This is a genomic window from Nonomuraea salmonea (assembly GCF_042428605.1).
Taxonomy (GTDB): Bacteria; Actinomycetota; Actinomycetes; order Streptosporangiales; family Streptosporangiaceae; genus Nonomuraea; species Nonomuraea salmonea.
Map to the genome: position 1 here is coordinate 1 of NZ_JBHMCF010000024.1, position 24,915 is coordinate 24,915.

Below are 24,915 nucleotides of genomic sequence, written 5' to 3' on the forward strand. Positions count from 1 at the left end.
TAAATAGGATTTAGATCGCAGAGTGGTTGAATCTCATACACCACGATCTTGGACGCGGCCGATGAGCATGTCTGGACAGTCGGACGGGTCCGGATGCTGATCACACTTCCAAGTCACCTGGCGAACCATCGACTCGCAGCAGTGCTCGACCAAGGACACCTCTCCACCTAATGGCACGCAGAGATCAACAGCCCTAGGAACCACCAAAGCCCAGGTACCGAATCCATCGGTCCACCTGGGCCTTCCCTATGAGAGCGGGTGACGGGAATCGAACCCGCGCTGTCAGCTTGGGAAGCTGATGTTCTGCCATTGAACTACACCCGCGTACGACCGAACGTCGCGCCCCTACTCTAGCGGAAACTTGGGCCACAACAGCAATCCCCGAGCCCGCACGTCGGTCCACGACCGGTAAGTTGCTCACCGTGCTGCTATCTGACCGTGACATCCTGGCCGAGATCGACGCCGGGCGTCTGTCGCTGGATCCGTTCGATCTGGAGATGCTTCAGCCGTCCAGCATCGACGTCCGGCTTGACCGATTTTTCCGGGTGTTCGAGAACCATCGCTACCCCCACATCGATCCGTCGGAGGAGCAGCCGGATCTGACGCGGATGGTGGAGCCCCGGGGGGACGAGCCGTTCATCCTGCATCCGGGTGAGTTCGTGCTGGCCTCCACGTACGAGGTCGTCAGCCTGCCGGATGATCTGGCGTCGCGGCTGGAGGGCAAGAGTTCGCTGGGCCGGCTGGGGTTGCTGACGCATTCGACGGCGGGGTTCATCGATCCCGGGTTCAGCGGGCATGTGACGCTGGAGTTGTCGAACGTGGCGACGTTGCCGATCAAGTTGTGGCCGGGGATGAAGATCGGGCAGCTCTGTGTGTTCCGGTTGAGCTCGCCGGCGGAGCATCCGTACGGGTCCGACAAGTACGGTTCGCGGTACCAGGGTCAGCGTGGCCCGACCCCGTCGCGGTCGTTCCAGAACTTCCACCGGACCAAGATCTGACTTCAGGTGAACAACAGGTGAACAGTAGAGGAACAGGTAGGTGAACAGCAGGGGTCGAGAAGCCATCATGAAGGCGTTCTGAGCGGTCGCAACGCCGGTCCGAGCTGCACGAATGCCCCCGAAACCACCTGCTACACCGGTGTTGTGGGACGAACACCGGGTAGCCAGTAGGCGAAGGGGACATGAAGTTCGCATTTCGCCTGGTAAGCCATACTCTTCCACGGACCATCCCCGCACATCTGGAGAACGACGTGCGCCTGCGTCTCACGCCACGTGAGGACAGCTACTACGACCTGTTCGCCGACTCGGCGAACAACCTGGTCACGGCATCCCGGCTACTGGTGGAGATCATCAGTGACGGCTCGGACAGGGAGGCCCTGGCCGAGAAGATGCGCGCCTGCGAGCACGCCGGTGACGAACGCACTCACGCGATCATGAACCGGCTCAACGAGAGCTTCATCACTCCGTTCGACCGCGAGGACATCTACCGGCTCGCCTCGAACCTCGACGACGTGATGGACGCCATGGAGGCGGCCTCCGACCTGATCGTCCTCTACCAGATCGACCATCTCCCGAAGGACGTCGTCCGGCAGGTCGAGGTGCTGGAGCGGGCGGCGGAGCTGACGGCCGAGGCCATGCCGCGCCTGCGTTCGATGAAGAACCTGAACGAGTACTGGATCGAGGTCAACCGCCTGGAGAACCAGGGTGACCAGGTCTACCGGCGGCTGCTGGCCAAGCTGTTCAGCGGCGAGTACGACGCGCTGACCGTGATGAAGATGAAGGAGGTCGTCGACGCCCTCGAGGAGGCGGCCGACGCCTTCGAGCACGTCGCCAACACCGTCGAGTCGATCGCGGTCAAGGAAAGCTAGGCCCGGCAGTGGACCTCACGCTTGGCCTCGTCATCGGCGTGGTCGTCATCGCGTTGGCCTTCGACTACACCAACGGGTTCCACGACGCGGCGAACGCGATCGCGACCTCCGTATCGACCCGGGCCCTGACCCCCAGGGCCGCGCTGTTCATGGCGGCGGCGATGAACTTCATCGGCGCCCATCTCGGCACCCAGGTCGCGCAGACCGTCGGAAAAGGCATCATCGACGCCCCCGACGGCTCGCACGGCCTGGTGATCGTGGCGGCCGCGCTGATAGGCGCGATCGTCTGGAACCTCATCACCTGGTATTTCGGCCTGCCGTCCTCCTCCAGTCACGCGCTCATCGGCGGCCTGGTGGGCTCGGCGCTGGCCTCCGCCAGCGTCGTGCACTGGGACGGCGTCGTGGAGAAGGTCGTCATCCCGATGGTGCTGTCGCCGGTGATCGGGTTCAGCCTGGCCGCCGCGATCATGATCGCAATCTACTGGATCTTCCGCAACGGGCAACCCGGCAAGACCAACAGGGGCTTCCGGTACGCGCAGACCGTCTCGGCCGCGGCGATGGCGCTCGGCCACGGCCTGCAGGACGCGCAGAAGACGATGGGCGTCATCTTCCTGGCGCTCACCGTCGGCGGGTTCGCCCAGCCGTCCGACCCGATCCCGCAGTGGGTCATCCTCTCCGCGGCGGGGGCGATCTCCCTCGGCACGTACGCGGGCGGCTGGCGCATCATGCGGACCCTGGGCCGGCGCATCATCGCGCTGGACCCGCCGCAGGGTTTCGCGGCCGAGTCGGCGGCGGCGACCGTCCTGTACGGCGCGGCCATCGGCTTCGGCGCCCCCATCTCCACCACCCACACCATCACCACGGCGATCATGGGTGTGGGGGCCACCAAGCGGCTCAGCGCGGTGCGGTGGGGCGTCGCGGGCAACATCGTGACCGCGTGGATCCTCACCATCCCGGCCGCGGCCATCGTGGCCGCCGTGTCCTACTTCGTCCTGCACGCCATCGTGGAGGGCTGACCCCCGGAAAGACCCCTACTGCGGGGGCGCGTACATGACATCGACGTCATAGCGGGTGAAACCGAGGCCCTCGTAGAGGCGGATCGCCGCCGTGTTGGTCTCGTCCACGTACAGCATCGCCTGGGCGAGACCGCGCGAGCGCAGGTGTTCGAGCCCGGCCAGGGTGAGCGCCTTGCCGAGACCGGTGCCCTGCTGGGAGGGGTCGACGCCGACGACGTAGACCTCGCCCAGCGGGTCGTGCCCGTGCTCGGACGAGCCGTGCACCTTCGTCCAGTGGAAGCCGGCGAGGCGGTCGCCGCGCTGGGCGAGGAAGAAGCCCTCGGGGTCGAACCAGGGCTCCTGCTCGCGCCGCAGCAGGTCGTCCATCGTCCAGGCGCCCTGTTCCGGGTGGTGGGCGAAGGCGGCGGCGTTCACCTTGAGCCATTCCTCCTCGTCCTGCCCTGGGACGAACGTCCGCAGCTCCACGCCGACCGGCAGCGTCGCCGGCGGCAGCGGTTCCGCCAGGGGGCGGCGCATTTGCCACAGGGAGCGGACGCGGTCGAAGCCGAAGGCGGCGGCGAGCGCGGCCGCGCCCGCGTGGTCGCCGTGAGCCCACAGGCGGGGGCGGCCGCCGGCGGCGTCCATGACGGCGCGCAGCAGGCGGGCGCCGTGGCCTCGGCGGCGGTGTTGGGGGTGGACGACCAGCTCGGCGCTCGGCCCCTCGACCTCGTCGGTGGGATCGACGTGGGCGTAGCCGGCGAGCGCGTCGCCGGCGTAGAGGAGGAGCGAGCGGGCCTGCGGGTCGCCGCCGTATCTCAGGTGCAGCATGACGTGTTCGTTGAGCGGACGGACGCCGTCGGCCTCCGTCGCGGCCTCCACCAAGCCGACTACGTCGGCGATCTCCTGGTCAGCGAGCCTTTGCCGGATATCCACGCGCACGTTCACAGAACGAACTCTAGGCGTACGACTGGCAAATAACGCCATCAGGCACCCCGGCAAATCGTTACCTTTGCGACATTGGTTGCATAGCTTCCCGCCGTAACGTCTTGGGCCATGACGTCTGGTTCCTTCCTCCGGCTGGCGCTCGCCGGAGCCGTCGCCTCGGGTGCGGTGCTGATGGCCACCATCCCGGCGAACGCGAGCAAGGCGCCCAGGACGGTTCCCGTCCGGCTCCTGGCGCTCAACGACTTCCACGGCAATCTCGAACCTCCCACCGGGTCCTCAGGCCGCATGGTGGACGAGCAGGGCAACACGGTCGACGCCGGCGGCGCGGCCTACGTCGCCACGCACATGAAGGCCCTGCGCGACAGGAACACGATCGCCGTCGCCCAGGGCGACCTCATCGGGGCCACGCCGCTGATCTCGGCCGCCTACCACGACGAGCCGTCGGTCGAGTTCATGGGCAAGCTCGGGCTCAAGGTGGCCGCGGTCGGCAACCACGAGTTCGACGAGGGCTACACGGAGCTGCGCCGCATCATGAAGGGCGGCTGCCACCCCGTGGACGGCTGCTCGCCCGCCGGCAAGTGGAAAGGCGCCGCGTTCGACTACGTCGGCGCGAACGTGCTGTTCAAGAACAAGCACGAGAAGACCGACGCGCTGGCCGCGCTCGGCGGCGCGCACAGCTCGAAGATCAAGAAGCTGCTGTCCGACTGGGGCGTGCCCGCGCTCCCGCCGGTCAGCATCAAGATCATGAACGGCGTGCCGATCGGCTTCATCGGCCTGGTCACGCAGACGACCCCGAGCATCGTCACGACGGAGGGCATCAAGGACCTCACGTTCGTGGACGAGGTCAAGGCCGCGAACGTCGCCTCCAAGCTGCTCAAGCTGGTCGGCGTGAAGGCCCAGGTCGTGCTGGTGCACGAGGGCGACCAGGTGAACGCGGGGCAGTCGCCCGACGCGTGCAGCGCGGTCCCCAGCGCGGGCAACCGCATCGCCACCCAGGTGGACCCCGAGATCGACATCGTGCTCAGCGGCCACTCCCACCAGGCGTACGTGTGCAAGGTGAAGGACCCGGCGGGCAAGGACCGGCTCTTCTCGCAGGGCGGCTCGTTCGGGCGGGTCATCACCCAGGTCGACATGAAGGTGAACGTCAAGACGCGGGACATCGACCGGGCCTCCGTCGTGGCCGACAACCACGTGGTGACGCGTACGGTGACGCCCGACCCCGAGATCTCGGCGTTCGTCCAGACCTGGAAGGACCGCGTGGCCCCGGTCGCGAACCGGGCGGTCGGCACGATCAGCGCCGACATCACGACGGCCGCGGCGCCGTCCGGTGAGACGCCGCTCGGCAACCTCATCGCCGACGCCCAGCTCGCCGCCACGCGGGAGGGCGGCAACGCGCAGATCGCGCTGATGAACCCGGGCGGGGTGCGGGCGCCCCTCACGTACGCGGGCTCGCCGGCCGGTGAGGGCGACGGGGTCGTGACGTACGGCGAGGCGTTCACCACGCAGCCGTTCAACAACCTCATGCAGGTCGTCACGCTGACCGGAGCACAGCTGAAGACGGTGCTGGAGCAGCAGTTCACCGGCGGCCCCAACAACCAGGCGTTCACCAAGATCCTGCAGCCTTCGGCGAACTTCACCTACACCTACAGCCAGAGCGCGCCGTGGGGCTCGAAGGTGTCTGGCATGACGATCGACGGCCAGCCGGTGACGGACGCCCAGACGATCCGGGTGGCCGCGAACAACTTCCTGGTGGGCGGCGGCGACGCGTTCCTCGGCTTCACCGAGGGCACGGACCTGTGGAGCGGGCCGCTGGACGTCGACGCCTTCGTCGACCACCTCGGCAGGGACAACCCGATCGCCCCGCCGGCCACCGACCGCATCACGGTGGTGCAGTGACCAGCTAGGCGGTGTGCAGGGGCAGGACGGCGACGAAGCGGGCGCCGGGGCGGTGGTCGGCGGCGGTCAGCGTGCCGCCGTGGGCCACCGCGATCTCCCTGGACAGCGGCAGCCCCAGCCCGGAGCCGCCGCTGTCCTTGGCCCTGGCGCTCTCCAGCCGGGTGAAGCGCTCGAAGACCCGCTCGCGGTCCTGCGGCGCGATGCCGTCGCCGTCGTCGGTGACGGTCACCACCACCTCGTTCCCGCGCACGGCCACGGAGACGTCGATGCGGGTGGCGGCGTGCCTGGTGGCGTTGTCGAGCAGGTTCGTCAGCAGGCGGTCGAGCTGCACGGGCGAGCCGAGCACCGGGGCGGGGCCGCTGAGCCGCAGGTGCACGGGCACGCGGGCGCCCTCGCGGCGGCGTACCTGCTCCTCCGCGACGCCGCACAGGTCCACCACGCGGCGCCGCGTGACGGCGCCCGCGTCGAGCTTGGCCAGCATGAGCAATTCGTCGATGATGCAGGTCAGCCGGTCGGCGGCGGCGAGCGCGCGGGCGCAGGTGACCGGCCAGTCCGTCTCGTCGGGGTAGCTGCCCGCGACCTCCAGCTGGGCGCGCAACGCGGAGATGGGGCTGCGCAGCTCGTGGGAGGCGTCGGCGACGAAGCGGCGCTGGGTCTCGGCGGAGCGTTCGAGCCGGTCGAGGGTGTGGTTGGTGGTGACCGCCAGCCCGGCGATCTCGTCCCCTGTGTCAGGTACGGTCACCCGCCTGCTCAGGTCCTGCCCGGTGATCTCGGCCAGCTCGGCGCGGATGCGCTCGACCGGGCGCAGCGCGGACCTGACCGCGCTCCAGGTGAGCCCGCCGACGGCCAGCAGGACGAGCGGCGCGCCGAGCGACGTCCACAGCAGCGCCCGCCGCGGGTCGGCGAGCGCGAGCACGACCCCGGTGGTGAAGACGGCGGCGGCGGCCAGCGTCGCGATCGTGGTCAGCCGCGCCCGGATCGAGCGCGGGAGCACGCGCAGCGCACCTGGTGTGCCGCCCGGGGTTCTGCCCGGGGTTCTGCCCGGGGTTCTGATCGAGCGCGGAACCAGCGGCACCAGCCGGACTGTCATCCCATCCCACCCTCCCACGTCACTGTCCGTGACTTTACCCTCCGTTGACGTTCTCCCTAACCTGCGAACACTTCTCCGATAGACACGCTCAGTGAGCGTCACGGCGGCTGCGCATCAGGTCGTACAGCGCGGCGAGCAGCGCGACGCCGATCGACGACACCACGACGATCAGTCCGTGGCGGAACGCGCTCGCCCAGCCGTCGCCCAGCGAGCCGAAGAAGGTCGAGCCGGCCGCCGCGATGCCGATGGCCGAGCCGAGCCGCTGCCCGGTCTGCAGGACGCCGGCCGCGCTGCCGCCGCCGGCGGGCGGCACCTCGGAGAGCGTGATGGCCTGGTTGGGCGAGATGACCAGGCCGCTGCCGAGGCCCGCGAGCAGCAGCGGCAGGGCGGTCGCGAGGCCCGTACGCGGCCCTGGGACGAGCGCGGTGGCGATCATCGTGGCGATGAGCCCGGCGATCACCATGCACAGCCCGATCGCCGTCAGCCGCCGCCCCATCCGGGAGACGAGGTGCCCGCCGAGCACGGCGGCCGAGGCGGAGCCGAGCGCGAACGGTGTGATCGCGAGCCCGGCGAGCAGCGCGCTGTAGCCGCGGCCGCTCTGCAGGTAGAGGGTGAAGATGAAGAAGATGCCGGTGAACCCGGAGAAGTAGAACAGCGCGATGGCGGTGCCCAGCCGGTACGACCGCTTGCGGAAGAGCTCCAGGTTGACCAGCGGCTCGCGCGGATAGCGGCGTTCCCAGGCCACGAAGGCGGCCAGCACGACCAGCGCGGACACGGCGATCAGTGTGGAAACCTGAGCGTCCCAGCGGTGCCGCTGGATGGCGGGCACCAGCAGCCCGGCGACGCCGACGCCGAGGAGCAGCACGCCGACCGGGTCCATGCTCTCGCGCCGGCGCTCATCGACGTCGGGGCGCGGCAGCACCCGCCAGGCCAGCGGCAGCAGCGCCAGCCCGATCGGCACGTTCACCAGGAACACCCACCGCCAGCCCAGCTCGGGCCCGAAGACGCTGACCAGCGCGCCGCCGATGAGCGGCCCGGCGGCGGTGGAGACGCCGATGGTGGCGCCGAGCGCCCCGAACGCGCGGCCTCGCTCCGAGCCCCGGAACATCTGCTGGATCAGCCCGGACACCTGCGGGTTCAGCAGCCCGGCCGCCATGCCCTGGACGAGCCGGGAGACGATCAGGACGGGCATCTGCCAGGCGAGGCCGCAGAACGCGCTGGAGAGGGTGAACAGCGTGACGCCCCACAGGAAGATCGTGCGCCGGCTCCTGGCGTCGCCCAGCCGCCCGGCGGGGATGAGGAACAGGCCGAAGGTGAGGGCGTAGCCGGACACCGTCCACTGCAGGGCGTCGTCGCCGGCGTGCAGGGCCTCGCGGATCGACGGCAGCGCGACGTTGACGATGCTCACGTCGAGCCCCGTCATGAAGGCGGAGGTCAGGCATACGGCCAGGGCGCGCCGTCGCGGGTCGGAGCCGAACGCGCCGATCACCTCCTCCGCCGGAAACCGAGCTGGATGATTCCCCGGGAAAGCGGAGATATCGCCCACCAGGATTTTCTTTGCCCGGAATGCCCCCTGACGAGTACCGTCCGATCATGAGCACGATGGAGGTCGAGCAGAACGGCATCAACGCCGTCCCCGAAGGCGAGCGGCGCGGCAGGCCGCGCGACCTGTTCTGGCCCTGGGCGGGCTCGAACCTGTCGCTGTTCGGGGTGGCGTTCGGCGTCTACATCGTCGGGCTGCAGCTCGGCGTGGTGCCCGCGATCATCACCGGCGCCGTGGGCTACGTGCTGTCGTTCCTGCTGGTCGGGCTGGTCGCGGTGGGCGGGGCGCGGTCCGGCGTGCCGACGATGACGCTCGGGCGGGCGCCGTTCGGCTACCACGGCAACAAGCTGCCGACCCTGTTCTCCTACATCTCGAACGTCGGCTGGGAGATCGTGCTGGTCACGCTCGCCGCGCAGAGCGGGGCCGAGATCCTCGGCCGCGTCGCGCCCGGCATCCCGGAGACGACGACCACCGCGATCTGCTTCGTCGTCGCCGCCGTCGTGGTGATCGCGGTCGGCGTGTACGGCCACGCGATGATCATGGTCGTCCAGCGCTACCTGACGTACGTGTTCGTCGTGCTCACCGTCGTCTACATGGTGCTCATGGCCCCCAACCTCGGCGTCTCGCTGGAGACCACGGCCGGTCCCGGCGGCTGGGTGGGCGGCGTCATCTTCGCCATGACGCTGCTCGGGCTCGGCTGGGTCAACTGCGGCGCCGACTACTCCCGCTACCTGCCCGCCACCTCGTCCCCGCGCTCGGTGACCCTGTGGACGACGCTCGGGGGCGCGCTGCCGCCGATGGTGCTGCTGGTGTTCGGCGTGCTGCTGGCGGGCGGTGACCCGAAGCTGGCCGAGGAGGCGGGCGCCAACCCGGTGGCGGCGCTGGCGGCGGCGCTGCCGACGTGGTTCCTGCTGCCGTACCTGCTGACCGCGATCGGCGGGTTCCTGGCCGGGGCGATCATGGACATCTACTCGTCGGGGCTGTCGATGCTGGCGCTCGGCGTGCCGATCAGGCGCCACTACGCGGTGCTGATCGACGGGCTGCTCATGGTGCTCGGCGGCTACTACCTGCTGTTCGTCTCCACCAGCTTCCTGGCCACCTTCCAGGCGTTCCTCGCGATCGTGGGCGTGGTGATGGCGGCCTGGGCCGCGATCTTCCTGGTGGACATGTGGCGGCTGCGGGCCGGCGGCCGGGGCTACGACGAGCGGCTGCTGCGGGCCGGCGCGCCCGCGCTCAACTGGGCGGGGCTGCTGTCGCTGGTCGTGGCGTCGATCGTCGGGCTCGGGCTGATCACCTCGGCCGACCCGAACATCGCGAACGTGGTCGGCTTCCTCATGAGCGCGGAGCTGGAGGGCGGCACGTTCGGGTCGGCGAACATCGGCGTGGTGATCGCGCTGGTGCTGGCCGGGATCCTGTACTTCGCGCTGTCGGCGGTGCCGCGGCTGCGCACCCACGTGCGGAGCTGACCCGGGCGGTTACGCTTGGTGCGTGACGATGAACGTTCCGTACCGGCTGCTCACTTGGGCGGTGCACGCGACGGGGCTCGGCGTGCTGGCGGTCGCCGTGGTCACCACGTGGCAGCAGGACCGCCTGGCGGTCGCGTCGGGCGGGGTGCTGCTCGGCCTCCTCTACGCCGCCGCGCCCGCCACCCCGGGCCCGGCCAGGGCGGTGTGGCTCGGGCTCGTGAGCGCCGGGTGGGCGGTGCTGGCCGTGGCGGCGCCGCCGTTCGTGTGGCTGGCGTTCCCGCTGCTGTTCGCGTACCTGCACGTGCTGCCGCTGTGGGCGGCGATGTTCGGCGTGTCGGTGCTGACCTCGTCGGCGATCATCGCGGCGGCCTGGCACGCCGGTGAGCTGACCCTGCCGCTGCTGGTCGGGCCGGGCGTGGCCGCGGCCGTCGTGACGCTGCTCGCGCTCGCCTGCAGGGCGCTGCGCGCCGAGCTGGGGCGCTAGGCGGTCACGATCGCGAAGTCCGGCACCGGGTGGTCGAGCACGGCCACCAGCCGGCGCAGCACGTTCGTGTCGCCCTCGCGCTCGACGCCCTCCACGCCCTTGCCCGACAGCAGGCCGGCGAGCTGCGCCCTGGTCAGCCGCAGGGTGAGGTCGGCGGCGCCGTCGTCGCCCGGGTCGCGCTGTTGGACGAACGCGCCGTTCGACAGCGACGTACGGTAGCGCCGCCCGAGGTCGGTCAGGTGCCAGTCGATGGTCAGCCGCTCGTGCCAGGCGCGCGGCCCGTCCACCCTGATGGCGATCGAGTCGAAGATCTGCTCCACGGAGAGCGCGGCGAAGAAGTCGGACTCGGGGCGGTCGGCCGTGGCCGGGACGATGCCGTCGGCCAGCTCCAGCGCGCCCATGAGGTAGAAGTTGCGCCAGGTGGCGTTCTCGGCGCCGTGGCCGAGCCGGGTGTAGACCTCGGCCAGCAGGTCGCGGGCCTCCTTGTTGCCCTCGTCGGCGAAGACCGCGTGGTTGAGCAGCTGGGCGGCGAAGCGCAGGTCGTTCTCCTCGATGTAGCGGCGGGCGAAGGCCACCACGGCCGCGCCCCCGCCCAGGCACTCGACGTACCTGATCGCGCTGTCCTTCGGCGGATGCTCCCACAGGTGGGCGGGGTTGCCGTCGAACCAGCCGAGGTAGCGCTGGTAGACGGCCTTGACGTTGTGGCTGACGCTGCCGTAGAAGCCGTGCGCGTGCCATGCCTGCTCCAGCTCGGGCGGGAGCTGGACGACCTCGGCGATCTCGGCCGCCGTCAGGCCCTTGTTGAGCAGGCGCAGGGTCTGGTCGTGCAGGTAGGCGTACAGGTCGCGCTGCTGCGACAGGAAGCGCTCGATGCGCTCGCGGCCCCAGGTCGGCCAGTGGTGGGAGGCGAAGGCGACGTCCGTGCCGTCGAGGAACAGGGCGAGTGCCTCGGTGAGGTAGCGGGCCCAGGCGCGTGCGTCGCGGACCTGGGCGCCGCGCAGCGGCAGGATGTTGTGCTGGTTGTGGGTGGCGTTCTCGGCCAGGCACAGGGCGCGGCGGCCGGGGAAGAACACGTTCATCTCGGCGGGGGCCTCCGCGCCGGGCGTGAGCTGGAAGATCATCCGTACGCCGTCCACGACCTCCTCCTGACCGGTACGCGTGACCTCCGTGGTCGGCGGGATGAGCGACATCGTGCCGGTCGAGACCGTCATGCCGAGCCCGGCGCCGACCTGGCCCTCCGGGGAGCGGGGCAGGGCGGGGCCGTACATGTAGACGGCGCGGCGGGCCATGGCGGGGCCCGCGTAGACGTTCTCGGTGACCGCGTGCTCCATGAAGCCGGCCGGGGCCAAGATCGGCACGCCGCCGCCGGTCACCCCGCGCACGCCGCCGAAGTGGTCCACGTGGGAGTGGGTGTAGACGACGCCGGTGACCGGGCGGTCGCCGCGGTGGGCGCGGTAGAGCTTGAGCGCGGCGGCGGCGCACTCGGTGGAGATCAGCGGGTCGATGACGACGACGCCGGTCTCCCCCTCGGCCAGCGTCATGTTCGACAGGTCGAGGCCGCGTACCTGGTAGATGCCGTCGGTGACCTCGTACAGGCCCTGGCGGGCGCAGAGCGCGCCCTGCCGCCACAGGCCGGGATGGGCGGTCCGCGGGCAGTCCTCCTTGAGGAAGTCGTAGGCGTCGTTGTCCCACACGACGTCGCCGTCCACCGATTTGACGACGCCTGGGGTGAGGGCGGCGATGAAGCCCCGGTCGGCGTCCTCGAAGTCGGCACGGTCGTGAAATGGAAGGTCTGCCATGCCAAGCCGCATGCCCCAGAAAACCAGACATATAGCCCAATAGATGCACTAAAGAGGATGAATCTCCGGCAAGTCCGGAGGTGATTAGGGTGGTCACGTGGATGCGTGCGTATTCGATCTCGACGGTGTGCTGGTGGACTCCGAGCCGGTGTGGGAGGAGGTGCGGCGGGCGTACGTCGCCGACCACGGCGGCACCTGGCAGCCCGACACGCAGACGAAGCTGATGGGCATGAGCACCGGCGAATGGGCGGCCTACCTGCACGAGATCGGCGTCGAGCAGGAGCCGGGCGACATCGCGCGCGGCGTGATCGACGAGATGGCGGCCCGCTACCGCGACGGCGTGCCGCTCATGCCGAAGGCCGTCGAGACCGTCCGCCGCCTGGCCGCGACGGCCACGCTCGGCCTGGCCAGCTCGTCCCCCCGGCGGCTGATCGACGTCGTGCTCGACGCGGCGGGGCTGACGGAGTGCTTCGCGGCCACCGTGTCCACCGAGGAGGTCGAGCGGGGCAAGCCGGCGCCCGACGGCTACCTGGAGGCGGCGCGGCGGCTCGGCGTCGATCCCCGGGGCTGCGTGGCGGTCGAGGACTCCAGCAACGGGCTGCGGTCGGCGTACGCGGCGGGCATGCACGTGATCGCGGTGCCGCATCCGCGCTACCCGCCCGCGCCCGACGCGCTCGCCCTGGCCTGGCGGGTGCTGCCCGGCCTCGACGCGCTCACCCCCGAGCTGATCGGCTGAGCCCCTTCACGACTCGCGGGGCCGCTGCCAGGCCATGTCAGTGCCGGTGGCTACGATGTGGGAATCGTGCGAGACATCACGGTTTTCAGTGGCAGTGCCCACCCCGAGCTGGCCGAGGAGATCTGCGCCCAGCTGGGCACTCCTCTCCACCCCGTACAGATCAACCGCTTCGCCAACGACGTACTCGAAGTGCAGCTCCAGGCCAACTGCCGGGAGCGCGACGTGTTCCTCATCCAGCCGCTCGTCCCGCCGGTACAGGAGCACCTCGTGGAGTTGCTGCTGATGCTCGACGCCGCGCGCGGCGCCTCCGCCGCGCGGACGACCGTGGTGCTGCCGCACTACGCCTACGCCCGCAGCGACAAGAAGGACGCCCCGCGCATCTCCATCGGCGCCCGCCTGGTCGCCGACCTGATGGTGGCCGCGGGCGCCAGCAGGGTGCTGGCCATGACCCTGCACTCGCCGCAGGTGCACGGCTTCTTCAGCGTGCCGGTCGACCACCTCCACGCGCTGCGCGAGCTGGCCGCCCACTTCCGCCGCTACGACCTGTCCAACACCGTCGTCGTCTCCCCCGACCTGGGCAACGCCAAAGAGGCCGCCGCCTTCGCGCGGCTGCTCGGCACCGGCGTCGCCATGGGCGCCAAGCAGCGCTTCAGCGACGACCGCGTGGTGATCAGCTCCGTGATCGGCGAGGTGACCGGCAAAGACGTGATCATCCTCGACGACGAGATCGCCAAGGGCAGCACGGTCATCGAGCTGCTCGACCGGCTGCGCGAGCAGAAGGTCAGGTCCGTACGCGTGGCGTGCACGCACGGCCTGTTCTCCAGCGGCGCGCTCGAACGCCTCACCTCGCTGCCCGAGGTCGAGGAGATCGTCTGCACCAACACCGTGCCGCCACCCAAGCCGGCCGACAAGCTGACCGTGCTGTCGATCGCGCCGGCGCTGGCCGAGGCCATGCGGCGGATCCACGACGGCGAGTCGGTCAGCGCCCTGTTCAGTACATCTTGACCACCTGACCCGTCACCCGCCGCCCCTGGTGCGAGGCCAGAAACGTGATCACCTCGGCGACGTCATCGGGCTGCGCCACCTCGGGCAGCACGCCGTCGGCGGCGACCGCGATGGCGACCTTCTCGTTGACCCAGCCGGTGTCGGTGACGGGTGGATGGACCATGTTGGCCGTGACGCCGTGGCGGCCCAGTTCGCGCGCGGCCGACATGGTGTAGTTCTCCTGGGCGGCCTTGGCCGCGCCGTAGCTGACCTCGGTGGGGAAGCCGTCGGGGCCGCCCGAGGTGAGGCCGATGACGCGGCCCCAGCTCGCGCCGCGCTCCAGGTGGCGGCGGGCGAACTCGGCGATCAGCAGGGCGGGCGCGCGTACGTCGACGGCGAACAGCCGCTCGTGGGTCTCGGCGTCGACCGGGCGCAGCGGGCGGCCGAACCCGTCGCGCTCGGCGGGCGAGAAGGTGTCGCTGAGCCAGCCGCTGGCGTTGTTGACCAGGATCTCCACCGGGCCGAACGCCTTCTCGGCCTGGTCGAACAGGGCCTTGGCGACGGCCGGGTCGGCGAGGTCGGCCTCCACCGCTTCCGCCGTGCCGCCCGCCTCGCGGATGCGGGCCACGACCTCGGAGGCGTCGGCGGCGCGCGCCTGGTCGTAGGCCGCGGGATAGACCGGGTCGTTCAGCGGCGTCAGCCGTTTGTACGTGAGGAAGACCGCCACGCCCTCGGCCGCCAGCGCGCGGGCGGCCGCCGCGCCGATGCCCTGGTTGGCTCCGGTGATCAGCGCGACCTTTCCAGACAGCCGGGTTTCGATCATAGTTGCCATCATGCACGCAGCGACGGAACGCCTGCTGGAGGTTTTTCTCGAGGGCGTCGAGCCGGCCGTCCCCCTGGTCGCGCTCTGGGCCCACGGCTCGTTAGCGACCGGCGACTATCAACCAGGACGCAGTGACCTCGACCTGGTCGCGGTGCTCGACACCACGCCGACCATGGATCACTGGCGGCGGATCAAGGCGGTGCACAGGAGGCTACGCCTGCCGCTCGCGGAGCGGCTGCACTGCTCGTACATGGCGAGACAGGAGCTCGACGACCTCGGCGCCGAGCACATCACGTGGGCGCAGGAGCACATCTTCCGGCGCCCTGTGACGGCGGTGACGCGGCGCGAGCTGCACGAGGGCGCCAGAGTCCTGTACGGCCCGCCGCCCACCGAGCTGCTGCCCCCCGTCTCGGACGAGGAGCTGGCCCGCTTCATCCGCGCGGACCTGCGCGACTTCTGGCTCGTCCGGGCGCAGGGGCGGCGGCGCTGGCTGCAGGACGTGTGGGTGGACTTAGGCATGGTGACGGTGGCCAGGGCCACGGTCACCCTGCAGGACGGCCGGCTGATCAGCAAGCGGGAGGCACTCGAGGTGCTGCACGAGCTGGGCGCCCCCGCCGTGCTGATCGCCGACATCCGCGCCCGCCGCTACGGCACCGAGCAGCCGGTGCTCAGCCGCTATCGGCGGGGACGGCTGGCGCGCGCGTTCGTCAGATCCGCGATCGGCCGGGCGCTGGCCTGAACCCCCGGAGCGGGATGGCAATCCGGGAGCCGGTTGTTACGAGCTACGTCCGGTTGTTACGAGCTACGTATCGACACACCTCATCCCGGGAGAGTGCGACCTATGGTCGAAAGCAGGCAGTCCTATCTGCTGGCCGCGGAGTCGGCGGTGGAGCTCCTTCGCCACCCGGCGGTGGCGGCGTCATGGGACAAGCCGAGCGCGCTGGTGGAGTTCAGCGTCGCGGGGCTCGCCGGGCACCTGGCCCATCAGCTCGTCAGGGTCGGCGAGGCGCTCGCCCCCAACGGGGCCGTCCAGCCGCCCATCACGCTCCTGGAGCACTACACGCGCTCGCCGTGGGTGCAGGCCGGGCTCGACCACGAGAGCAACCTCAGCATCAGGCGCGGCGGTGAGGCGGCCGCGGCCGCCGGGCCCGCCCTGCTGGTCGAGCGCAGCCAGGCGCTGCTCGACATGCAGCGCGCGGCGCTCGCCTCCGAGCCCGCCGACCGGGTCGTCAACACGCCCGCCGGCTGGCCGCTGCTCCTCGACGACTTCCTGCTCACCCGGCTCGTGGAGCTGGTCGTCCACGGCGACGACCTGGCCGCCAGCGTCGGCGTCGAGACGCCGGGGCTGCCGCCGTCGGTGATCGACCCGGTGGTCGAGCTGCTGGCCCGCCTCGCCGTCCACCGCCACGGCCCCACGGCCGTCATCCGCACGCTGAGCCGCGCCGAACGCGCCCCCGCCACCATCAGCGCCTTCTGACGGCCGGGGCGCTCAAGCGCCGTCTGAGGGCCGCTCAGCTTTTCGCCGCGGTACGGGAGTGGTCGGTGACCTCCGGATGGTTCTTCACCGGGGTGCGCCGGCCCAGCAGGTGCCGGTCCACGAACGCGGCCAGGTGCGCCCGGGTGATCTCCAACGCCCGGGCGCCGTCGAGCTGCTGCGCCGGGATGCCCAGGGGCTTGCGCAGCACCGCGTAGTCGACGAACGCCGCGTGGTCGGTGCCCGCCACCGTGATCCACCGCTTCGGCCCCTTCAGGTGCGTCCATGCCTCGTCCCAGCTGCCGCTCCCCTCGCCGGGGGCGTGTGACGGGGTGCCGATCACCATGAACGGGCGCTTGAGCGGCTTGCCGACCTTGAAGGTGCCGTCCAGGTTGACGCCCGCCTTGATGCGGCGGTCGGCGAGCATGGTCTGGGCGGCGGCGTACCCGCCCATGGAGTGGCCCACCATGGCGATCTTCCCGCGGTCGATGCGCCGGGCCCAGCGGCCGTCGAGCAGCTCGTCCAGCACGAACCGCACGTCCTTCACCCGGCCCGCCGCCACGTCCGCGCCGTCCGGCCGCTGCTCGCAGGCCAGGCAGGTGGTGGTGCGGCCGTCGGGGAACGTGGTGCCGACCGACTCGTACGTGTGCTCCACCGCCGCGACGAGATACCCCCTGGCGGCGAAGTCCTCGGCCAGCGACGTCAGCGTCGCCCTCGGGAAGCTGAACCCCGGCGACATGACGACCAGCGGCAGCCTGCCCTTGGCAACGGGCGCCTTGAGCCGCGCGTGCGTGACGACCCGGCTGAACACGCTCTTGTCCGGCACGTCGTAGTCGGCGAGCACCGCCTCCGACTCCGCCCGCGTCATGTACGCCGCCCGCGCCCCGACGGCCTTCTTCGCCGGGTACCAGAGCGTCACCATCAGCTCCCTGTGCTCAGCGTCGGGGTTCCACGGGTCCCGCCGGCTGCGATCCACAAGGTGCAGGCTTTCCGTTCCCACGGGCCGCCGCCCGGTGGGAGCCGGCAGCTTGAGCTCAGAGACGTGGGCCTGTACTGGGGCCGTGGCCGTCGCGTGGGCCGGTGGGGTGGCGAGGGTCGCGGGGAAGGTCAGGGTGAGGGCCGTGAGGGCCAGGGACTTGTGCATGGCTGCCAGGCTGGCCTGCCGGGCCGCCGAGGCGTCCGCCCCGATCGTCGATCGCCGCTTACTACTTTCGTCGTAAGGCGCGGCCCGATCGGCGGGTTACTACTTTCGTCGTAAAGCGCCGCGCGGCGTGCGCCCTACGCTGTGGCCATGCGGTTCGTTCTGCTCGGCGCGGCGGTGGCCGGGCTGTCGTGGTTCGCCGGGGCCGGGCAGGCGGGGGTGCCGTCCGGGCTGCCGGTCCCCGTGCTCGTCCTGATCGCCGCCGTGGCCGGGGTCGCCGCCTGGCATGCGCGCCGCGCCTGGTGGCCGCTGGCCGCCGTGGGCGCGCTGGCGTACGTGTGGCTGCTGATGTGGCCGCCGCTGCTGATCGCCTCCTACCAGGCGGGCCGCACGCTGCGCGGCGCCCGTCACCTCGTCGCGTACGTCGCCGGCTGCCTGGTCGTGTGCGCCCTTCCGCTCGCGGTCGGCGGGCCGCAGCAGACGCCCGCCACCGGGCCGGGCAACGCGCTGCTCATGGCGGTGGCCGTCGTCGGGCTGCCGCTGGCGCTCGGCATGTGGACGCGGGCCAGGGCCGAGGTGCTGGCCGCCGCCAAGGAACGGGCGGAGCGGCTCGAACGCGAGCAGGTCATGCGGGCCGAGCAGGCCAGGGCGCAGGAGCGGGCGAGGATCGCTCGGGAGATGCACGACGTGGTGGCCCACCGGGTCTCGCTGATCGTGCTGCACGCGGGGGCGCTGGAGCTGCGTACCGGCGACCCCGAGGCGGCCGAGACCGCGGCGCTGATCGGCGGCATCGGCCGCGAGGCGCTGGCCAACCTGCGTGACGTGCTCGGCGTGCTGCGCGCGCCCCGGCACGAGCCGACCGACGCCGCGCTCAGCCCGCCGCCCACGCTCGGCGACCTCGACCGGCTGCTCGACCAGTCGCGGGCCCTCGGCATCGACGTGACCAGGCGCGACGAGGGCGAGCCGCGGCCGATGGAGGAGACGGTGGAGCGCACGGCGTACCGGGTGATCCAGGAGGCGCTCACCAACGTGCACAAGCACGCGGGCGACGCGGGCACCGACGTGCTGATCCGCTACGGCGAGGACGAGCTGCGGGTGGAGGTACGCAACGCGGCCCCGCCCGCGCCCCACGCGGGCGAGGCGGTGCCAGGAGCGGGATGGGGGCTGGTGGGGCTGCGCGAGCGCGTCGAACTCCTCGGCGGCACGCTCCGCAGCAGCGCCCAGGACGGCGGCGGCTTCCTCGTGAGCGCCAGGATCCCTACATGACCGGGCGTCTCGAGCGTGCCGGAGATCTCGCGTGATCAGGGTGCTCGTCGTGGATGACGAGGAGCTGGTGCGGTCGGGGCTGCGGCTGATCCTGGAGGCGTCGGGGGACATCGCCGTCGCGGGTGAGGCGCGGGACGGCGCGGAGGCGGTGTCGGCCGTACGGCGGTTGCGGCCCGAGGTGGTGCTGATGGACGTCCGCATGCCGGGCCTCGACGGGCTGGCCGCGGCGGCCAGGATCCTCGCGCTGCCCGAGCCGCCCAAGGTGATCATGCTGACCACGTTCGACCTCGACGAGTACGTCCACGAGGCGCTGCGGCACGGCGCGGTCGGGTTCCTGCTGAAGGACACCCCGCCGCGCGAGCTGGCCGCCGCCGTGCGCACGGTCGCGGCCGGTCAGGCGATGCTCTCCCCCTCGGTCACCAAGCGCCTGATCGCCTCCTACGCCGACCGGGCCCCCTCCCGCGCCGAGGCCGCCCGCCGGCAGCTCGCCGGGCTGACCGGCCGGGAGGAGGACGTCATCAGGGCCCTGGCCCGCGGCCTGTCCAACGCGGAGATCGGCCGCGAGCTGCGCCTGACGGAGGCCACGGTCAAGGCCCACGTCAGCCGCGTGCTGGCCAAGCTGGGCCTGGCCAACCGCGTACAGGCGGCCATCCTCGTCCACGACGCCGACCTCACCTGAGCGTCAGGAGACGGTCTCCGCGTAGTGGCAGGCGGCCTGGGCGTCCGGGACGGCGGGCAGGATGTCGAGGAGCTGGCTGCGGCAGCGGCCGTCCACTCCCGCCTCCGCCGCCTTGCCCGACGCCAGCACCTGGCAGCGGGCGTGGAAGCGGCAGCCGCCGGGGATGCGGGTCGGGTCGGGCGGCTCGCCGGTCAGGACGATCCGCTCGGGCGACTCGGGCAGCACCGACAGCAGCGCCTGCGTGTACGGATGCCGCGGCGCCGTCAGCACCTGCTCGACGGGGCCCGACTCGACGATCCTGCCGAGGTACATCACGGCGACCCGGTCGGCGATGTTCCAGGCCAGGCCGAGGTCGTGGGTGACGACCAGCGCCGACAGCCCCAGCTCCGCGCGCAGCTTGAGCAGCAGGGCGAGGATCTCCCCGCGTACGGACGCGTCCAGCGAGGCCACGGGCTCGTCGGCGACCAGCACCTTCGGGTTGAGCGCCAGCGCGCCCGCGATGACGACGCGCTGCCGCTGCCCGCCGGACAGCTCGTGCGGGTAGCGCTGGAAGAACCGCTCGGGCGGCCGCAGCCCGGCCCTGGACAGGGCGGTGGCCACGATGTCGCGCTCGTCGGCCAGCCCGTGGATGCGGGGGCCTTCCGCGACGGCCTCGTACACGGTGTGGCGGGGGTTGAGCGAGCCGGTCGGGTCCTGCAGGACGAGCTGCACCTGCCTGCGGTAGGCGCGCAGCGCCTTGGTGGTGTAGCCGAGGCCGGCGCCGTCGTAGCGGACCTCGCCCGAGGTGGGGCGTTCGAGGCCGAGCAGGGTGCGGGCGAGCGTGGTCTTGCCGCAGCCCGACTCGCCGACCAGGGCGACGATCTCGCCCTCCCCGATGGCCAGGTTCACGCCGTCCACGGCGCGGGCGCGGCGGCCCCTGGAGGCGAACTCGACGTGCAGGTCCCGCGCTTCGAGCAGGGCGGACCTGGTGGTGCCGACCTCCTCCGCGGCGGTGCGGGTCTCCGTCATGAGGCGACCTCCTCGTCGACCCTGGCGTGCACACAGGCCGCCGTACGGTTGGGCCCGGCCGGCCAGAGCCGCACGTCGAGGTCGGCGCACGTGTCGAGCGCGACCGGGCAGCGCGGGTGGAAGGCGCAGCCGGTGGGCAGCTCCATCGGGTCGGGCGGGTCGCCGCCCAGGCCCTTGGGGGCCATGCGCGAGACCGGGTCGCCGACGGTGGGGAACGCCGCAGCGAGCGCCTTGCTGTAGGGGTGCTTGGCGTCGTGGAACACCTCGGCGGACGGGCCGTGCTCGACGACGCGGCCGGCGTACATGACCGCGAGCTGGTCGCACACGTCGGCGAGCACCGACAGGTCGTGCGAGATCATGATGAGCGAGATGCCGTGCTCGGCGACCAGGTCCTTGATCAGGGTGAGCACCTGCGCCTGCACCATCACGTCGAGCGCGGTGGTCGGCTCGTCGGCGATGATCAGGCGCGGCGAGCAGGCCAGCGCCATCGCGATCATGATGCGCTGCCGCTGGCCGCCGGACAGCTCGTGCGGGTAGCTACGGGCCCGCCAGGCGGGCAGGCCCACCTGGTCGAGCAGCTCGGCGACGCGCGCGCGGGCGGCCTCGGGCTTGGCCAGGTCGTGCACGAGCAGCGGCTCGGCGATCTGCTCGCCGATCCTGCGCACGGGGTTGAGCCCGTGCTGGGCGCCCTGGAAGACGATGGACGCCTCGGCCCAGCGGACGGCGCGCATGCGCCCCCACTTCATGGTCAGGACGTCCTCGCCGTCGAGCAGGATCCGGCCGCCGACCTGCGCGTCCTTCGGCAGGAGCCGCAGCAGCGCCATGGCCAGCGTCGACTTGCCTGACCCCGACTCGCCGGCGACGCCGAGCGCCGCTCCGGCGTCGAGCGCCAGCGACACCCCGCGTACGGCGGGCACCTCGCCCGAGGCGATGCGGTAGGTCACGGACACGTCGTCGAGTTCGAGCAGGCTCATGCGGCCCTCCTCAGCCTCGGGTTGAGCACGGCCTCCAGCGCCCTTCCGACCAGCGTGAACGCCATCACGACGAGCAGGATGGCGAGGCCGGGGATGAGGATGTACCACCAGGCGCCCTGGGTGGTGGCGCCGAAGTCGTAGGAGGCCCGGAGCATGGTGCCCCAGGACGTGCGGTTGGAGCTGGCGCCGAGGAAGGCCAGCGTGGACTCGGTGACGATGGCGCTGGCCACCTCCAGGGTGGTGCTGGCCAGCAGCAGCGGCGCCACGTTCGGCAGCACGTGCCGGGTGGTGATGTGCCAGTGGCCCGCGCCGAGCGCCTTGGAGCGTTCGATGTACGGCCTGGCCTCGACGGCGAGCGTCTGCGCCCGGATCAGCCGGGCGGTGGACGGCCAGGTGGTGATGCCGATCGCGGTGATGATCGTGAACGTGCTGCCGCCCAGGATGGCGGCCAGGACGAGCGCGGTGACCAGCGAGGGCAGCACCAGGAACCAGTCGGTGACGCGCATGAGCGCGCCGCCCGCCCAGCCCCTGAAGTGCCCGGCGGCGACGCCCACGATCAGCCCGATCACGATGCTGAGCAGCGCGGCGAGGAAGCCGATGAACAGCGACGTGCGCGAGCCCCACCAGACCATGAGCAGGATCGACCGGCCCGACTCGTCGGTGCCGAACGGCTCGGCGAGGCTGGGCGCGGCCCACCGCTGCCCGGTGTTCTGGATGACGCTGGTGACCGTCTCGTCGATGAACAGCGGCGCGGCGAGCGCGAGCACGACCGCGACGACGAGGACGACGAGGCCCGCGACGCCGCCGCGGTGGGTGCGGAATCCGGCCCAGAAGCGGCTCAGCGCCTGCTTCCTGCGTTCGGTGGCGACAGCCGTCATGCGGACCTCACCCTCGGGTCGAGCACGTGGTAGACCACGTCGGCCAGCGTGTTCATGACGATGACGGCGACCGTGATCAGCAGGAACGTCCCCTGCATGAGCGTGAAGTCGGGCACTCTGACCGCCTCGTAGAACAGCTGCCCGAGCCCCGGCCAGGTGAAGATCGTCTCGACGGTGACGGCGCCGCCGACGACGAAGCCGATGCGCATGAACACCAGCGTGACCGTGGGCAGCAGCGCGTTGGGCACCGCGTGCCTGCGTCGTACGTCGTCGTCGCGCAGCCCCTTGGCCCTGGCCACCGTCACGTAGTCCTGGCTGACCTCCTCAAGCAGCGACGAGCGCATGATGAGCAGGTATTGGGCGTACACGACGGCCACCAGCGTCAGGCAGGGCAGCACCATGTGGGAGGCGACGTCCAGCACGTACGCGAACCCGTCGGGCGCGTCCACGCTCTCGATGCCCCGGAAGGGGAAGATGCCGGGGATGGGCCCGATGCCGACGCCGAAGACCATCATCAGCAGCAGGCCGAGCCAGAACGTCGGCACCGACCACAGCAGCAGCGACAGCCCGGTGGAGAAGCGGTCGAAGCGGCTGCCGTGGTGCCAGCCGGCCCTGGTGCCCTGCCAGACGCCCAGGCTGACCGCGATGACCAGGCCGGTGCCGGCGAGCAGCAGCGTCGGGCCGATGCGCTCGCCGATGAGGTCGATGACCGGGCGCTTGTACTCGTAGGAGGTGCCGAGGTCGAGCCTGAGCGTGTCGCCCACGAACTGGAAGAACTGGTCGATGAGCGGCTTGTCCAGGCCGAGCCTGCGGCGTTCGAGGTCGAGCTGGGCCGGGGTCATGTTGCGGCCCTGGGCCAGGTTGCGTACGGGGTCGCCGGGGAGCAGCCGGAACACGAAGAACGTTCCGATGATCACCATGGCGATGCTGAACAGCGCCCCACCGGCCTTGGACAGCGCGTATTGCAGCGCGCCGCGGCGGGTGGGGCGCTCGTCACCAGGGCCCGCCGCCTGGGCGGCGGGCTCTGCTGCTTCGAGCGGTGTCGTCATTCGCGTTCGTCTGCGGTGCTCTTGCGCCGCCTGCTCAGGAGGAACACCGCGAGACCGATGACCACCACGCCGCCCACGACGCCCGCGATGAGGCCGGTGTTGGAGCCGCCCTCGGCGCTGGAGCCGGACGCGGCCACGGCCTTGGCGTCCACGGTGTAGAACGGCCAGTAGCCGCTGCCGCCGTAGAGGATGCCGCTGTCCTCGGGGATCGGGGTGATGCTGGTGATGCGGTCCTTGCGGTAGCCCTCAAGGTCGTTGGTGTAGTAGATCGCGATGACCGGGGCGTCGGTGTAGAGCCGCTCCTGCATCTTCTTGATGAGCTCGGCGCGCTTGGGCCGGTCGAGCTCCTTCTGCTGGTCCTTGTAGAGCTGCTCGAACTCGTCGTCGCAGTAGAAGGACTCGGTGCCGCCGCCCTCACCGGTCGGGCTGGGCCGCCGGCTGCACAGGTGGGTGGCGAGGACCTCTTCGGGGTCGGGGTTGACCGACCAGCCGCTGATGGCGATGTCGAACAGGCCGGTGACGCCGGTCTCCTCGGTGAACTTGCTGGAGTCGAGCTTCTTGGTGGTCAGCGTGATGCCGATCTCCTTGAAGAAGCCCGTCAGGTATTCGGCCAGCTTGTCCTCGATGGGGGTGTCCGTGTGGATGCTGAACCGGAACTCCAGCTTGCGCTTGCCGTCGGGCATCGTACGGACGCCGTCGGCGCCCTTCTTGTAGCCGGCGTCGTCGAGGATCTGGTTGGCCTTGGCCGGGTCGTAGCTGACCTTCTCGTCGCCGGTGGCCTCCCAGAAGAAGTCCTGGTACATCGGCGGGACGATGGAACCGTCGGCCGGCTTGGCCAGGCCGTTCTGGACCTCGTCGACGAGCTTCTGCTTGTCGATGGCGTAGTGGAGCGCCTGGCGGACCTTCTGGTCCTTCAGCGCCGGGTGGCCGTCACCGACGGGCTTGTCGTCGCTGGTGGTGGCGCCGTGGTTGATCTGCAGGTACGACGCGCGCCGGCCCTGCTCGTTCCAGGCGACGATGTTGGGGTCGTTCTGGATGGCCTCGAACTCCGGCGGGTTCATCCGGCCGAGCAGGTCGATGTCGCCGTTCTTCAGGCCCGCGATGGCGGCCTGCGGGTTGTCGTAGAAGATGACCTGCAGCTCGTCGATCTTGGGCTTGCCCCGCCAGTAGTTGGGGTTGGCCTGCAGCTTGACGTACTGGTCCTTCTTGTGCTCGATCGCGAAGTACGGGCCACTGCTGACGGTCGGGTACTTCTCGGCGTCGTAGTTGGCCATGTCGGTGACCGATTCCCAGACATGCTTGGGCATGATCGGGACCGGGTTGTCCAGCATGCTGGCCTGCGGCGCCTTGAGCTTGATGACCAGGTCCTGGCCGTTGGCGGTGACGCTCTCGAAGTTCTCCACCGCGGGACCGTTGGCCGTCTTGGCGGCCTCGTCGGTCATCATCTTGTTGAACGTCCAGGCGGCGTCCTCGGCCGTGATCGGCTGGCCGTCGGACCACTTGGCGGCACGGATCTTGAACGTCCAGGTGAGCCCGTCCTCCGACGTGCTCCACGACTCGGCCAGGTCGGGGCTCGGCGCGAGCGTCTTGGAGTCGGGCACCGTGAGGAACCCGTACATCCAGCGGTGGATCGACGTGGAGACCAGGCGGACCGCGAGGAAGGGGTTCATCGAGTCCATCGCCTGCGTGGCGCCGACGCGTACGATCTTCTTCCCCGCCGCCGGGTCCTGGGCGAGGGCAGCCGTGGTGCCCTGACCGGCCACTAATAGCGCGACGCCCAGCGCAGCCAGGCGTGCGAACCATTTCCTCATAAGTGCC

The 24,915-nt window shown here is 70.9% G+C and carries 24 protein-coding genes and 1 tRNA gene; 12 read left to right on the forward strand and 13 right to left on the reverse strand.

Annotated features, from left to right (window positions below; all coding sequences use genetic code 11):
- Positions 1 to 33: 33 nt before the first annotated feature.
- Both ACFFR3_RS22250 and ACFFR3_RS22255 read right to left on the reverse strand, forming a co-directional pair.
- Entirely contained in the window at positions 34 to 204 is a 171-nt protein-coding gene (locus ACFFR3_RS22250; RefSeq protein WP_379483781.1) for a DUF6980 family protein, read from the reverse strand.
- A gap of 49 nt (positions 205 to 253) precedes the next feature.
- A tRNA-Gly gene (locus ACFFR3_RS22255) sits at positions 254 to 324 on the reverse strand.
- A gap of 98 nt (positions 325 to 422) precedes the next feature.
- Between ACFFR3_RS22255 and dcd the strand changes: the two genes are divergently transcribed.
- The 3 genes from dcd (at position 423) to ACFFR3_RS22270 (ending at position 2,883) form a co-directional block, all read left to right on the forward strand.
- On the forward strand, positions 423 to 998 hold the full coding sequence (gene dcd / locus ACFFR3_RS22260; protein ID WP_364375826.1) for a dCTP deaminase: 576 nt from the start codon (positions 423 to 425) through the stop codon (positions 996 to 998).
- Positions 999 to 1,249: 251 nt separating this feature from the next.
- Positions 1,250 to 1,867 (forward strand): DUF47 domain-containing protein, encoded by a 618-nt coding sequence (locus ACFFR3_RS22265; RefSeq protein WP_106243913.1) that lies wholly within the window; start codon positions 1,250 to 1,252, stop codon positions 1,865 to 1,867.
- 8 nt (positions 1,868 to 1,875) lie between these two features.
- Complete coding sequence (locus ACFFR3_RS22270) at positions 1,876 to 2,883, forward strand: inorganic phosphate transporter (RefSeq protein ID WP_364375295.1); 1,008 nt, start codon at positions 1,876 to 1,878, stop codon at positions 2,881 to 2,883.
- Between the two features lie 15 nt (positions 2,884 to 2,898).
- On the opposite strand, the gene mshD is transcribed toward ACFFR3_RS22270, so the two are convergent.
- On the reverse strand, positions 2,899 to 3,807 hold the full coding sequence (gene mshD / locus ACFFR3_RS22275; protein ID WP_364375298.1) for a mycothiol synthase: 909 nt from the start codon (positions 3,805 to 3,807) through the stop codon (positions 2,899 to 2,901).
- A gap of 108 nt (positions 3,808 to 3,915) precedes the next feature.
- On the opposite strand from mshD, the gene ACFFR3_RS22280 reads away from it, so the two are divergent.
- Positions 3,916 to 5,703 carry a bifunctional metallophosphatase/5'-nucleotidase gene (locus ACFFR3_RS22280; protein WP_345395006.1) on the forward strand — a complete coding sequence of 596 codons (1,788 nt, stop codon included), beginning with the start codon at positions 3,916 to 3,918 and terminating at the stop codon, positions 5,701 to 5,703.
- A 4-nt stretch (positions 5,704 to 5,707) separates the two neighbouring features.
- Here the strand turns inward: ACFFR3_RS22280 and ACFFR3_RS22285 are convergent, their stop codons facing one another.
- Both ACFFR3_RS22285 and ACFFR3_RS22290 read right to left on the reverse strand, forming a co-directional pair.
- The gene (locus tag ACFFR3_RS22285) at positions 5,708 to 6,793 is read right to left on the reverse strand and encodes a sensor histidine kinase (RefSeq protein WP_379483782.1); all 1,086 of its coding nucleotides are present in this window, start codon (positions 6,791 to 6,793) and stop codon (positions 5,708 to 5,710) included.
- Between the two features lie 88 nt (positions 6,794 to 6,881).
- On the reverse strand, positions 6,882 to 8,282 hold the full coding sequence (locus ACFFR3_RS22290) for an MFS transporter (protein WP_345394997.1): 1,401 nt from the start codon (positions 8,280 to 8,282) through the stop codon (positions 6,882 to 6,884).
- Between the two features lie 104 nt (positions 8,283 to 8,386).
- Between ACFFR3_RS22290 and ACFFR3_RS22295 the strand changes: the two genes are divergently transcribed.
- A complete protein-coding gene (locus ACFFR3_RS22295; protein ID WP_364375307.1) occupies positions 8,387 to 9,802 on the forward strand; it encodes a purine-cytosine permease family protein in 1,416 nt (471 codons plus the stop codon).
- Between the two features lie 22 nt (positions 9,803 to 9,824).
- Positions 9,825 to 10,286, forward strand: coding sequence for a hypothetical protein (locus ACFFR3_RS22300; protein WP_345394988.1), 462 nt, complete (start codon positions 9,825 to 9,827; stop codon positions 10,284 to 10,286).
- Here ACFFR3_RS22300 and ACFFR3_RS22305 read toward each other — a convergent pair.
- Positions 10,283 to 12,085: an alkyl/aryl-sulfatase gene (locus ACFFR3_RS22305; RefSeq protein ID WP_345394985.1), complete on the reverse strand. Its 1,803-nt coding sequence runs from the start codon at positions 12,083 to 12,085 to the stop codon at positions 10,283 to 10,285. The two genes, ACFFR3_RS22300 and ACFFR3_RS22305, sit on opposite strands and share 4 nt — an antisense overlap.
- A gap of 97 nt (positions 12,086 to 12,182) precedes the next feature.
- Here ACFFR3_RS22305 and ACFFR3_RS22310 point away from each other — a divergent pair, with 97 nt between their 5' ends.
- Both ACFFR3_RS22310 and ACFFR3_RS22315 read left to right on the forward strand, forming a co-directional pair.
- The gene (locus ACFFR3_RS22310) at positions 12,183 to 12,821 is read left to right on the forward strand and encodes an HAD family hydrolase (protein ID WP_364917269.1); all 639 of its coding nucleotides are present in this window, start codon (positions 12,183 to 12,185) and stop codon (positions 12,819 to 12,821) included.
- Positions 12,822 to 12,887: 66 nt separating this feature from the next.
- Positions 12,888 to 13,826: a ribose-phosphate diphosphokinase gene (locus ACFFR3_RS22315; RefSeq protein ID WP_364375315.1), complete on the forward strand. Its 939-nt coding sequence runs from the start codon at positions 12,888 to 12,890 to the stop codon at positions 13,824 to 13,826.
- On the opposite strand, the gene ACFFR3_RS22320 is transcribed toward ACFFR3_RS22315, so the two are convergent.
- Positions 13,813 to 14,628, reverse strand: a complete 816-nt coding sequence (locus ACFFR3_RS22320) for an SDR family NAD(P)-dependent oxidoreductase (RefSeq protein WP_379483783.1) — start codon at positions 14,626 to 14,628, stop codon at positions 13,813 to 13,815. The two genes, ACFFR3_RS22315 and ACFFR3_RS22320, sit on opposite strands and share 14 nt — an antisense overlap.
- Before the next feature lie 10 nt (positions 14,629 to 14,638).
- On the opposite strand from ACFFR3_RS22320, the gene ACFFR3_RS22325 reads away from it, so the two are divergent.
- Positions 14,639 to 15,367 (forward strand): nucleotidyltransferase domain-containing protein, encoded by a 729-nt coding sequence (locus tag ACFFR3_RS22325; RefSeq protein ID WP_364375362.1) that lies wholly within the window; start codon positions 14,639 to 14,641, stop codon positions 15,365 to 15,367.
- Positions 15,368 to 15,469: 102 nt separating this feature from the next.
- On the forward strand, positions 15,470 to 16,105 hold the full coding sequence (locus ACFFR3_RS22330) for a maleylpyruvate isomerase N-terminal domain-containing protein (RefSeq protein WP_364375365.1): 636 nt from the start codon (positions 15,470 to 15,472) through the stop codon (positions 16,103 to 16,105).
- A gap of 34 nt (positions 16,106 to 16,139) precedes the next feature.
- Here ACFFR3_RS22330 and ACFFR3_RS22335 read toward each other — a convergent pair whose 3' ends face one another.
- A complete protein-coding gene (locus tag ACFFR3_RS22335; RefSeq protein WP_364375368.1) occupies positions 16,140 to 17,246 on the reverse strand; it encodes an alpha/beta hydrolase family protein in 1,107 nt (368 codons plus the stop codon).
- Positions 17,247 to 17,393: 147 nt separating this feature from the next.
- On the opposite strand from ACFFR3_RS22335, the gene ACFFR3_RS22340 reads away from it, so the two are divergent.
- Positions 17,394 to 18,509 (forward strand): sensor histidine kinase, encoded by a 1,116-nt coding sequence (locus tag ACFFR3_RS22340; RefSeq protein WP_379483784.1) that lies wholly within the window; start codon positions 17,394 to 17,396, stop codon positions 18,507 to 18,509.
- Between the two features lie 31 nt (positions 18,510 to 18,540).
- Entirely contained in the window at positions 18,541 to 19,188 is a 648-nt protein-coding gene (locus ACFFR3_RS22345; protein ID WP_364375374.1) for a response regulator, read from the forward strand.
- A gap of 3 nt (positions 19,189 to 19,191) precedes the next feature.
- Here the strand turns inward: ACFFR3_RS22345 and ACFFR3_RS22350 are convergent, their stop codons facing one another.
- From ACFFR3_RS22350 to ACFFR3_RS22370, 5 genes are read right to left on the reverse strand one after another with little or no spacing between them, the layout of a single operon-like run.
- Positions 19,192 to 20,196, reverse strand: a complete 1,005-nt coding sequence (locus ACFFR3_RS22350) for an ABC transporter ATP-binding protein (RefSeq protein ID WP_364375377.1) — start codon at positions 20,194 to 20,196, stop codon at positions 19,192 to 19,194.
- Positions 20,193 to 21,170 (reverse strand): ABC transporter ATP-binding protein, encoded by a 978-nt coding sequence (locus ACFFR3_RS22355; protein ID WP_364375380.1) that lies wholly within the window; start codon positions 21,168 to 21,170, stop codon positions 20,193 to 20,195. The genes ACFFR3_RS22350 and ACFFR3_RS22355 overlap by 4 nt, the downstream gene beginning before the upstream one ends.
- Complete coding sequence (locus ACFFR3_RS22360; RefSeq protein WP_345394959.1) at positions 21,167 to 22,048, reverse strand: ABC transporter permease; 882 nt, start codon at positions 22,046 to 22,048, stop codon at positions 21,167 to 21,169. Before ACFFR3_RS22360 ends, ACFFR3_RS22355 begins: the two co-directional genes overlap by 4 nt.
- On the reverse strand, positions 22,045 to 23,097 hold the full coding sequence (locus ACFFR3_RS22365; RefSeq protein ID WP_345394956.1) for an ABC transporter permease: 1,053 nt from the start codon (positions 23,095 to 23,097) through the stop codon (positions 22,045 to 22,047). The genes ACFFR3_RS22360 and ACFFR3_RS22365 overlap by 4 nt, the downstream gene beginning before the upstream one ends.
- Complete coding sequence (locus ACFFR3_RS22370) at positions 23,094 to 24,908, reverse strand: ABC transporter substrate-binding protein (RefSeq protein ID WP_364375385.1); 1,815 nt, start codon at positions 24,906 to 24,908, stop codon at positions 23,094 to 23,096. The genes ACFFR3_RS22365 and ACFFR3_RS22370 overlap by 4 nt, the downstream gene beginning before the upstream one ends.
- Between the last annotated feature and the right edge of the window lie 7 nt (positions 24,909 to 24,915).

What these genes read in the sequence shown, in the direction of transcription:
- ACFFR3_RS22295 (WP_364375307.1), top strand. Translation starts at nt 8,387, where the DNA reads ATGAGCACGATGGAGGTCGAGCAGAACGGCATCAACGCCGTCCCCGAA.
- ACFFR3_RS22280 (WP_345395006.1), top strand. Translation starts at nt 3,916, where the DNA reads ATGACGTCTGGTTCCTTCCTCCGGCTGGCGCTCGCCGGAGCCGTCGCC.
- ACFFR3_RS22325 (WP_364375362.1), top strand. Translation starts at nt 14,639, where the DNA reads ATGCACGCAGCGACGGAACGCCTGCTGGAGGTTTTTCTCGAGGGCGTC.
- ACFFR3_RS22305 (WP_345394985.1), bottom strand. Translation starts at nt 12,085, where the DNA reads ATGGCAGACCTTCCATTTCACGACCGTGCCGACTTCGAGGACGCCGAC.
- ACFFR3_RS22335 (WP_364375368.1), bottom strand. Translation starts at nt 17,246, where the DNA reads ATGCACAAGTCCCTGGCCCTCACGGCCCTCACCCTGACCTTCCCCGCG.
- ACFFR3_RS22360 (WP_345394959.1), bottom strand. Translation starts at nt 22,048, where the DNA reads ATGACGGCTGTCGCCACCGAACGCAGGAAGCAGGCGCTGAGCCGCTTC.
- ACFFR3_RS22365 (WP_345394956.1), bottom strand. Translation starts at nt 23,097, where the DNA reads ATGACGACACCGCTCGAAGCAGCAGAGCCCGCCGCCCAGGCGGCGGGC.
- ACFFR3_RS22330 (WP_364375365.1), top strand. Translation starts at nt 15,470, where the DNA reads ATGGTCGAAAGCAGGCAGTCCTATCTGCTGGCCGCGGAGTCGGCGGTG.
- ACFFR3_RS22355 (WP_364375380.1), bottom strand. Translation starts at nt 21,170, where the DNA reads ATGAGCCTGCTCGAACTCGACGACGTGTCCGTGACCTACCGCATCGCC.
- ACFFR3_RS22350 (WP_364375377.1), bottom strand. Translation starts at nt 20,196, where the DNA reads ATGACGGAGACCCGCACCGCCGCGGAGGAGGTCGGCACCACCAGGTCC.
- ACFFR3_RS22320 (WP_379483783.1), bottom strand. Translation starts at nt 14,628, where the DNA reads ATGATCGAAACCCGGCTGTCTGGAAAGGTCGCGCTGATCACCGGAGCC.
- ACFFR3_RS22340 (WP_379483784.1), top strand. Translation starts at nt 17,394, where the DNA reads ATGCGGTTCGTTCTGCTCGGCGCGGCGGTGGCCGGGCTGTCGTGGTTC.
- ACFFR3_RS22285 (WP_379483782.1), bottom strand. Translation starts at nt 6,793, where the DNA reads ATGACAGTCCGGCTGGTGCCGCTGGTTCCGCGCTCGATCAGAACCCCG.
- ACFFR3_RS22370 (WP_364375385.1), bottom strand. Translation starts at nt 24,908, where the DNA reads ATGAGGAAATGGTTCGCACGCCTGGCTGCGCTGGGCGTCGCGCTATTA.